The organism is Chamaesiphon sp. (genome assembly GCF_041738855.1).
In the GTDB taxonomy this organism is placed as follows: Bacteria; Cyanobacteriota; Cyanobacteriia; order Cyanobacteriales; family Chamaesiphonaceae; genus Chamaesiphon.
Window position 1 is genome coordinate 20,832 of record NZ_JBGSPA010000123.1, and the last position, 8,142, is coordinate 28,973.

At 47.2% G+C, this 8,142-nt stretch carries 8 protein-coding genes and 1 pseudogene; 6 read left to right on the forward strand and 3 right to left on the reverse strand.

Annotated features, from left to right (window positions below):
* Positions 1–72: 72 nt before the first annotated feature.
* Positions 73–705: a tRNA (guanosine(46)-N7)-methyltransferase TrmB gene (gene trmB / locus ACEW9I_RS11395; protein WP_373540457.1), complete on the forward strand. Its 633-nt coding sequence runs from the start codon at positions 73–75 to the stop codon at positions 703–705.
* 127 nt (positions 706–832) lie between these two features.
* On the opposite strand, the gene prmA is transcribed toward trmB, so the two are convergent.
* Entirely contained in the window at positions 833–1,720 is an 888-nt protein-coding gene (gene prmA, locus ACEW9I_RS11400) for a 50S ribosomal protein L11 methyltransferase (RefSeq protein ID WP_373540458.1), read from the reverse strand.
* Positions 1,721–2,051: 331 nt separating this feature from the next.
* Positions 2,052–3,638: a phosphoglycerate dehydrogenase gene (gene serA, locus ACEW9I_RS11405; RefSeq protein WP_373540459.1), complete on the reverse strand. Its 1,587-nt coding sequence runs from the start codon at positions 3,636–3,638 to the stop codon at positions 2,052–2,054.
* Between the two features lie 341 nt (positions 3,639–3,979).
* On the opposite strand from serA, the gene ACEW9I_RS11410 reads away from it, so the two are divergent.
* The 5 genes from ACEW9I_RS11410 (at position 3,980) to ACEW9I_RS11430 (ending at position 7,730) form a co-directional block, all read left to right on the forward strand.
* Positions 3,980–4,498 carry a hypothetical protein gene (locus tag ACEW9I_RS11410; RefSeq protein ID WP_373540460.1) on the forward strand — a complete coding sequence of 173 codons (519 nt, stop codon included), beginning with the start codon at positions 3,980–3,982 and terminating at the stop codon, positions 4,496–4,498.
* 40 nt (positions 4,499–4,538) lie between these two features.
* Positions 4,539–5,321 (forward strand): photosystem II S4 domain protein, encoded by a 783-nt coding sequence (locus ACEW9I_RS11415; protein WP_373540461.1) that lies wholly within the window; start codon positions 4,539–4,541, stop codon positions 5,319–5,321.
* Positions 5,322–5,486: 165 nt separating this feature from the next.
* Positions 5,487–5,939: a DUF3531 family protein gene (locus ACEW9I_RS11420; RefSeq protein ID WP_373540462.1), complete on the forward strand. Its 453-nt coding sequence runs from the start codon at positions 5,487–5,489 to the stop codon at positions 5,937–5,939.
* Positions 5,940–6,175: 236 nt separating this feature from the next.
* Complete coding sequence (locus tag ACEW9I_RS11425) at positions 6,176–7,165, forward strand: glycosyltransferase (protein WP_373540463.1); 990 nt, start codon at positions 6,176–6,178, stop codon at positions 7,163–7,165.
* 13 nt (positions 7,166–7,178) lie between these two features.
* The gene (locus ACEW9I_RS11430) at positions 7,179–7,730 is read left to right on the forward strand and encodes a pentapeptide repeat-containing protein (protein ID WP_373540464.1); all 552 of its coding nucleotides are present in this window, start codon (positions 7,179–7,181) and stop codon (positions 7,728–7,730) included.
* Between the two features lie 205 nt (positions 7,731–7,935).
* On the opposite strand, the pseudogene ACEW9I_RS11435 reads toward ACEW9I_RS11430, so the two are convergent.
* Positions 7,936–8,142, reverse strand: a pseudogene (locus ACEW9I_RS11435) (hypothetical protein); the annotation flags it as partial.

The following is an 8,142-nucleotide window of genomic DNA, read 5'->3' on the forward strand; positions in this document are numbered from 1 at the left end:
CCCATATATGCTAGCTTTATCTATTCATAGGTCGATTTTGTAGCAGCCATTTCCCATATCATTCGTAGTTTCATGTCTCGGATCAAAGTCAGACAGCATGTCAATCCCCTCAGTATCATCTATCAACAGCCACTGATACCGCCCGATTGGTCGCTAGTGTATCCCGATTTAGCCGCACCGATCCATCTCGATATTGGGAGTGCTGGGGGACGATTCTTGCTAGAATCAGCACGAGGCGATCGCAAGTGGAACTATTTGGGGATCGAAATTCGCCAAGCTCTAGTCATCCAAGCCAATCGGATTCGGGATGAAGCGGCTCTGAGCAATCTGCACTATGTCTTTGGCAATATCAATACTTCACTAGCCATACTACTCGCATCGCTCCCACCTGGCAAATTGCAGCGGATTAGTATCCAGTATCCCGATCCTTGTTTCAAGAATAGACACGCCAAGCGACGCGTCGTCCAACCAGAATTAGTCAACGATATCGCCCGTTATTTACCCAGTGGTGGCGAAGTATTTTTGCAATCAGATCTCGAATGGGTAGCCCAAGAAATGTGCGATCGATTTAGCGAAAATTCAGCCTTCCAGCGCACTCAACCCCAATGGCTCGAACCCAATCCCCTATCAGTACCCACCGAACGCGAAGTAGCTACTCTCAAGCGCGGCTTACCAGTTCATCGGGCAATCTGGGTTAGGGATTAGGCTTTAGGCTTTAGGGGTTAAAACAATCCTAGATGAGCAGCTAGGTTGATGTAGGGTGCGTTACGGCTGGAGCCTAACACACCAGTATCCGATTCAAACCTAATACCTAAAGCCTAAAGCCTAATCCCTACTTGTACTTGAGATTGATGCAGCTCCATTCCAAGCGATTCCAGACTGTACCGACCACCCAGCCGTGTTGTTCTAGTACATTGGATACATCGGCAACTTGACTCGACAAAATGCCGCTCAAAATCGCCCAACCTCTAGGCTTGACTAATGCCGCCATCGAGGGCGCGAGTTGAATGATGACATCTGCTAGGATATTGCAGACAAAGCCATCAACGGGGGCGGGAAGTAGCGAATGAAGTGTTTCGATACTACCCAAATCCACAATTAATTGCTCAGCGGGGATACCGTTGAGAGCGCGATTTTCGCCTGTGGCTTTGACAGCCAAAGGGTCATTGTCCACTGCGTATACCTGCCGCGCACCCAATAATAATGCGGCGGTAGAGAGAATACCCGAACCGCAACCGAGATCGGCAATCGTCAGATGGGTACCTGGTTGGAGGCGCATTTCGAGTGCTTCTAGACATAGCTGAGTCGTCGCGTGAGTGCCAGTCCCGAAGGCGACACCAGGATCGAGGGTGAGGATCGTCCGCTCTGTATCAGTGGGTGGCTCCAACCAAGCGGGGTTAATCAACAATCGATCGCCGATCGGTTGTGGTTGCCAGTATTGTTTCCAACTACTCGACCAATCTTCTTCATCGATCAGATTACAGCTAGTTACTGGTAACTGGCAACCCATCTCCCGTGCATCATCCTCCAATTGGAGGGAGAGATCTGACACCGCCAGGAGTTTGACCTGAACTTGAGGGATGTACGCCGAAATCAGAATCTCGCGACCTTGCGCTTGGGTAGACATCCCTTTACATCCAAATTCACTCAGTCGCCAAAAGATACTTTCTTCGAGATCGGGGATGCAATCAATTTTAATTTCCCACCAGCTATTAGACATGATTGTAAGTATCGACGGACGAATGAGGGGTTTAAGGATGCGGTTGGAGAGGCGTTGCTGAATTCAGGTATGTTTGTAGGGGTACCCCTACAGGTTGTTTAGGGGAATTTCATACCTCTATTCAGCAACGCCCTTGGAGAAAGATCGAGCAGATGATTGGTGGCAATCAGCGATCGAATCCTTGAAGCTCGATCGATCCGCTCAGTTACAGTTGGGTGGGATCTCAACTGTGGTGATTAGCTTTTGACGCGGCTCGGCAACCGATCGGATACCACCACAGTAACACAATGTGCTTGACGGTCAAGACAATCGTCAGGCGGAGCAGGGCGGATTAATTTGTCAGCGTGACCGTATAGGCGTCACTGATTCCTCTTACCTGCTTGATTTCAGCCAGAATGCCATCGGGCAAAGGATCGTCGAGACTCAAGACCATCACAGCATCACCTCGGACAATCTTGCGTCCGACCTGCATACTCGCAATATTGACATTGAATTTGCCCAAGAGCGAACCAATAATCCCAATAATCCCAGGGACATCTTTATGCACCGTGAATAACATATTTTGAGTAGGCACGACATTCACAGGGAAGTCATCAATACTAGTAATCCGCATCTCAGCATCACCCAAGAGCGCACCTGTGACCGAATGTTGACCTAAAGAGCCTTTGGCAATCAGCTTGAGGGTCGCGGCATAGTCGCGCACCGAAGCATCGCGAGTTTCCGAGACGTGAATGCCGCGTTCTTTGGCTTCAATCCCTGCGTTGACATAGTTGACGCGCTCCCGCAGTGCTGGAGACAATAAACCTTTGAGCGCGGCAGTGATAATTGGTTTGGTTTGTTGCTCGGCGAGATCGCCATACAGACACACTTGGAGATCGTTGATGCGTCCGCCAGCGAGTTGACTGACCATATTACCGAGGGTTTCAGCCAGTTGGAGATATGGCTTGAGCTGTTGGAGCGCGTCAGGGTGGAGTCCAGGGATATTGACCGCAGACCGCGCTGGTAGCCCGAGCAACACATCCCGAATCTGCTCGGCAACATCGATCGCAACATTTACTTGGGCTTCGGCTGTGGAGGCTCCTAGATGGGGCGTAAGGACGATTTCTTTGCCTAATGACCGCAAATCGGATTCGCCCAGTGGTTCGATCGCAAATACATCGATCGCCGCACCAGCAATTGTACCCGCCCGGAGCGCGATCGCCAAAGCCGCTTCATCGATGATGCCACCCCGCGCACAGTTGATAATTCGCGCCTGGGGTTTCATCTTCGCCAGGGTTTCGGCATTGATGATGTTGGCTGTCTCTGGGGTTTTGGGGATATGGAGGGTGATATAATCTGACTCGCGGAAGATCGTATCCAAGTCTACCAATCTACACCCCAACTGCTCGGCACGTTCGGCAGAGATAAACGGATCGTACGCCAATAACTTCATCCCCATCGCTTTGGCGACAGTGGCAACATGGGAACCAATTTTACCCAAACCAACGACACCAAGTGTCTTTTTATAAACTTCTGTACCGACAAACTGCTTGCGGTTCCACTGTCCGCTTTTCATCGACTGGTTTGCTTCTGGGATGTAGCGAGACATCGACAGCATCATCGCTAGAGCATGTTCGGCAGCCGCGATCGTGTTACCTTCAGGGGAGTTGACGACTACGATCCCTTTGCGGGTAGCGGCAGGGACATCGACATTATCCACGCCGACACCTGCGCGACCGATAATCTTGAGATTTGTAGCAGCTTCGATAATTTCTGAAGTGACGCGGGTTTCCGATCGAATCATAATCGCATCGTAGTCGCCGATAATCCGAGCTAATTCTGCTGGTGGTAAACCAATTTTGACGTCTACTTGAGCGACCTGTGACAGGATGTCAATCCCTGCTTGGTCGATGGGGTCGGAAACAAGAACTTTAGACACGATCGGTTTTGTTGGATAAAGGTCAACGCAATAGCACATTCTACTCGGATTATCCGTCCAGTGGGGCGATCTTCTCGCTCAATTTTACAATTTAGCCAGTGGGATTTATGCCCTTCCTACCTAAAAAATATCCAACTGATGTCCCCATCTGGTTCGGTCAGTCAGCGGTTAAAACCGCCGCTAGTGATGCAAAGTCCGCCTTTGCGGACTAATTCACAAAGGTATTTAACCAAACTGTATTGACTGATGCCCTGTGTGGCGTCAGCTCGGTGCTTGTCACCATCCACCATTCACCATTCACCATTATCATTCCAACCCAAAGCTTTTATAATCAGATCATCATGAATAATAATTATCTAGTCACTGTCCTGTCCGATCGCATCCAAGCAGAATCCGCATATACGCTCTTAGAAAAGCAAGGCTTACCGCTCAATAAAATTACCATTCTCGGTCGCGGTTACAAAAGTGCTGATGAATTTGGACTGATCGATCCCAACGAACAGGCACGCAAACAAGCTAAATTGATGGCAACTTGGCTGATTCCATTTGGCTTTATCGGGGGAGCGGGTTTTAGCACCCTTACCAATCTACAGACATTTGCGTGGGCAGGCGAGATCGGCGACCATATTATCAGTGGTTTACTTGGCGCGATCGGTGGCGCGATGGGGAGTGTCTTCATCGGCGGTGGTGGCGGGATTGCGTTCGGGAGTGGCGACGCTTTGCCATACCGCAACCGCCTGAATGCCGGAAAATATCTGATCGTTGTCGAAGGTTCTCAGCTCTTGCTCCAACAAGCCACAACAATCTTACGGAAATGCGATCCAGAAGCCCTGCAAGTCTACACTGATATGTATCAATAGCACGAGCGTAGCTGTCAACTGTCAACTGTCAACTACCAACATGCTCCCCAGAGAAGAATTACTCAAACGCGTCATCGAAAATCGTGAAGTTGTAGCGCGATCGATCGATCTTGCCGAACAAGCCATCAAAACTTGGGAAGTAGTCGAAACAGACTTCCTATCCCCACCCGAAATCGCCGAAATTCAAGACGTATTTAGCCGTCTTTCCGATATCGAATTAATCGCTACAGGTGGCTATCCTCAAGCCGAGAGACAACGGCTCGGGTTTTGTCGGAGTGAATTGCCATTTGAACCCACTCAAGTCCCCTTGGCGGCGATTCAAATTGCGGGAAATTTCTTATTCGATCCGCCGACTCATCGAGATTTTTTGGGTGCGATGTTGGGGTGTGGGATCGTTAGAGATAAAACAGGTGATATCATCGTCTTGGGCGAACAAGGTGCTCAAGCGATCGTCGCTCCAGAGTTGGTAGAGTTTTTAGAAACTCATTTGACTCAAGTGCGATCGGTACCTGTCAAGACTCGCCGGATCGAATTGAGTGAATTAAAGATTCGCGAACCCAAGAAAAAAGAACTAGTCACCACCGAAGCTTCCCTGCGACTAGATGCGATCGCATCTGCTGGATTTGGGATGTCTCGGAGCAAAATGGTCGATCTGATTTCGAGTGGGGACGTGCGCGTCAATTGGCGAGATATCAGTCAATCTGCTCATGCACTCAAAGCAGGAGATCTCATCGCCATTCGCGGTAAAGGTAGACTAGAAGTAGGTGAGATTGTTATCACTAAAAAAGAACGCTATCGGATTAATTTGACTAGATTTATGTAACTACAAATATCCTCAATCAGATCCTGGCGATCGGTTGTTGGTGCGTTACGGCTGTCTTGATGCGCTAAACCCTCGGGAAACCCGAGGAACGCGCATCGCTTACGCCTAACACACCCTACATCTAAAGCCTAAAACCTAAAGCCTAAAACCTAAAGCCTAACCACCATGCAAGTCCAATTTCGTGAATTCAGTCAATTCGATGTCTGGTTTTGGCTGGAGTTTACGAATGTACCTTCAGAGCAAGAGAAAAAGTTGGTTGAAGAAGTTTTTTCTTCATGGTTTTTCTTGGGTAAACTCGGCGGATTTAATGCCGAAAATAGTCAGGTGCAAGAAACAGGCTTGGATCTGAGCTATATGGATTATGATAACGATGCTGCTGACAGCACGATGATGTCCTTGATGCACAATATGGGCGACTTTGAGTATGAAGGCAACTGGGCGCGATGTTGGATGGATCTAGGTACTAGTGATGCGATCGCGATCGATATTTTGATCAACTCGCTTTATCAATTGAATAAAGAATACGTCGAGATCGTCCAGCTATTCGTTGGTGGTGAGAATGAGGACTGGGAGATCGATCCTAGTTACAAAGAGTCTTTATTCCAAGATATTAATTAACCTAAGTTATTACCTACGCTCAAAGTGATTAAAATCACTCCTCGGAACGCAAAGTCCGCCTTCGCGGACTATATAGATTTAGTCCGCGAAGGCGGACTTTGCATCACTAGCCACGATTTCAATCGTAGGCATTCTCGGAGGTAATAACTTAGATTAATTAAGAACTGCGGATTTGTGGAGGATATACTACACTTTTCTATTGCATTCTTCCAAATAGATTCGATCGCTCGACACTTATGCGAAAAATCCTGTTTTTGTTACCTGGAACCACTCAAAAATTTCACTGTGGGGGCTTATTTGCCGAACTCAAAACGACCGAGTTAGTCAAACAGATTTGTCCCATCGAAGTCGTCACCTATCGCCAGCGAGAGCCAGATAAAGCATACTTAGACGATGTTTTGGCAAGCAAACCACAGGATACGATCTTCGTCGTGAGTTGGGGCTTTGATGTCCCCAAGCTAGTAGCACGGTTACACGGCTACCCGACAATTTATCACGCTCATAGTGCCGAGTACGGCTTTCGACTCCCACCCCAAATCCCGATCGTCTGTGTCAGTCGCAATACACTAGGATACTGGGGACAAAGATCGCCCCACGCGCTACTATATTACTTGCCCAATCAAATTTCAGATGAATTTGTAAATCGCCAACTAGACAGATCGATCGATGTTTTGGTACATTCACGCAAGTCTTCTGACTATCTCTTAAAACAATTAATCCCTGCCCTTCAACCCCATTGTAAGGTCGAAATTATCGAAGGATTTGTCGATAGTTTAGCAGACTTATTCAATCGATCGCGCGTGTATTTATATGACTCCGCTGAGTATTGGGCAACTCAAGGCGTCACCGAAGGATTTGGATTGCAACCTTTAGAAGCGATCGCGTGTGGCTGTCAAGTATTTTCAAGTGTCAATCATGGGTTATCAGATTATTTAGATCCAGGATTTAACTGTCACAAAATTGCAGGTTTTAGCACCGCCTACGATGTCGATCGTATTTTAGAAGTAGTTAAATCTGCTGCACCTGTTAGTAATTTAGAATCTCTACTTGCTGAATATCGAACTGATAATATCATGTCTCGGCTTCAGGTAATTCTCAGCGAGATCGATCGATTCTTCGATCGCGTCAATCTGGGTAAATCCGATCTGCTAGATTTTAGCGATCGGCGAATTTTGCAGTTAAGATTATTGAAAGCTCTCAAGAGTATTCAAAAAAAGCTCAAATGATAATAAGGAAATCATGACTAGGATGACTGCTGAAGAATTGTTGGATATTTACGAGGCTGGAAGAAGATCTTTCATTGAGATTTGGTTTCAAGAAGGGATCGATCTGAGTGGTGTGGATCTGAGTAGTGTCGAGCCTCGGAGATGTAGCTTCCAAGATTGCCAATTTGTTAAAGCTAACTTCAGTGGAGCTAATTTGGTTGGCGTTAACTTCGGTGGTTGTGGATTTAACGAAGTTACCTTTGAGGGTGCTGATTTGACTAGAGCTTCTCTCGAAGCCAGTGTTCTTACCAACTGTAATTTCCGAAGAGCTAACTTGGAAGGAGCTACCTTCTATAGGAGAACTGTCTATGACTCCGACTTTGAAGGGGCTAACCTTCGTGGTATCGATCTGAGATATGCTACTTTCAGCACCGTCAACATGAGAAGTGCCTGTTTGGAAGGCATTATCGCTAATGATGAAACTTTTTGGGGACCCGCTGACCTGACTGGTGCTACTGGTTTCGATCTTGAGAGTATTCTCTGTGGTCAAAGTATTCTCCCCAATGGAGAATTGATTAGAAGCTGACTGCCTGACACATCTCTAATTGAAGGGAAATAGTCAGATTTTGCAAGTAATAGTAACGATCCGCTCGAACCAGATTGAGTTATGTAAATCTGGTCGAGCCTTATTGGAGGCAAAACAAGGCTCTGGATCTTTGTAGAATAGGGGAATAGGAACAAGTAATGCTCGTCCTTTATTAATCACGCCACGAAGATAACGCAAACCAATTTTAAGATAGCTTAAACCACGTTGCTCTATTTGGGTCAACAGTAGTACGTAATCCAGAAAGCTGAACAGTCATACCAGTAGTGGTGGCATAGAGAAGGGCAACAGCAGCAATTAGGTATAAACGGTTGAGGGCATCGATGTGGCGGAGGCGAGAATCTTCCAATTCAAAAGCACCAGACTTACTGTCTAAAAATAATTCTTCGACACA

Excerpts from the sequence above, each read along its gene's own strand:
- ACEW9I_RS11425 (WP_373540463.1), top strand. The coding sequence starts at position 6,176 with ATGCGAAAAATCCTGTTTTTGTTACCTGGAACCACTCAAAAATTTCAC.
- ACEW9I_RS11410 (WP_373540460.1), top strand. The coding sequence starts at position 3,980 with ATGAATAATAATTATCTAGTCACTGTCCTGTCCGATCGCATCCAAGCA.
- prmA (WP_373540458.1), bottom strand. The coding sequence starts at position 1,720 with ATGTCTAATAGCTGGTGGGAAATTAAAATTGATTGCATCCCCGATCTC.
- ACEW9I_RS11430 (WP_373540464.1), top strand. The coding sequence starts at position 7,179 with ATGACTAGGATGACTGCTGAAGAATTGTTGGATATTTACGAGGCTGGA.
- ACEW9I_RS11415 (WP_373540461.1), top strand. The coding sequence starts at position 4,539 with ATGCTCCCCAGAGAAGAATTACTCAAACGCGTCATCGAAAATCGTGAA.
- trmB (WP_373540457.1), top strand. The coding sequence starts at position 73 with ATGTCTCGGATCAAAGTCAGACAGCATGTCAATCCCCTCAGTATCATC.
- ACEW9I_RS11420 (WP_373540462.1), top strand. The coding sequence starts at position 5,487 with ATGCAAGTCCAATTTCGTGAATTCAGTCAATTCGATGTCTGGTTTTGG.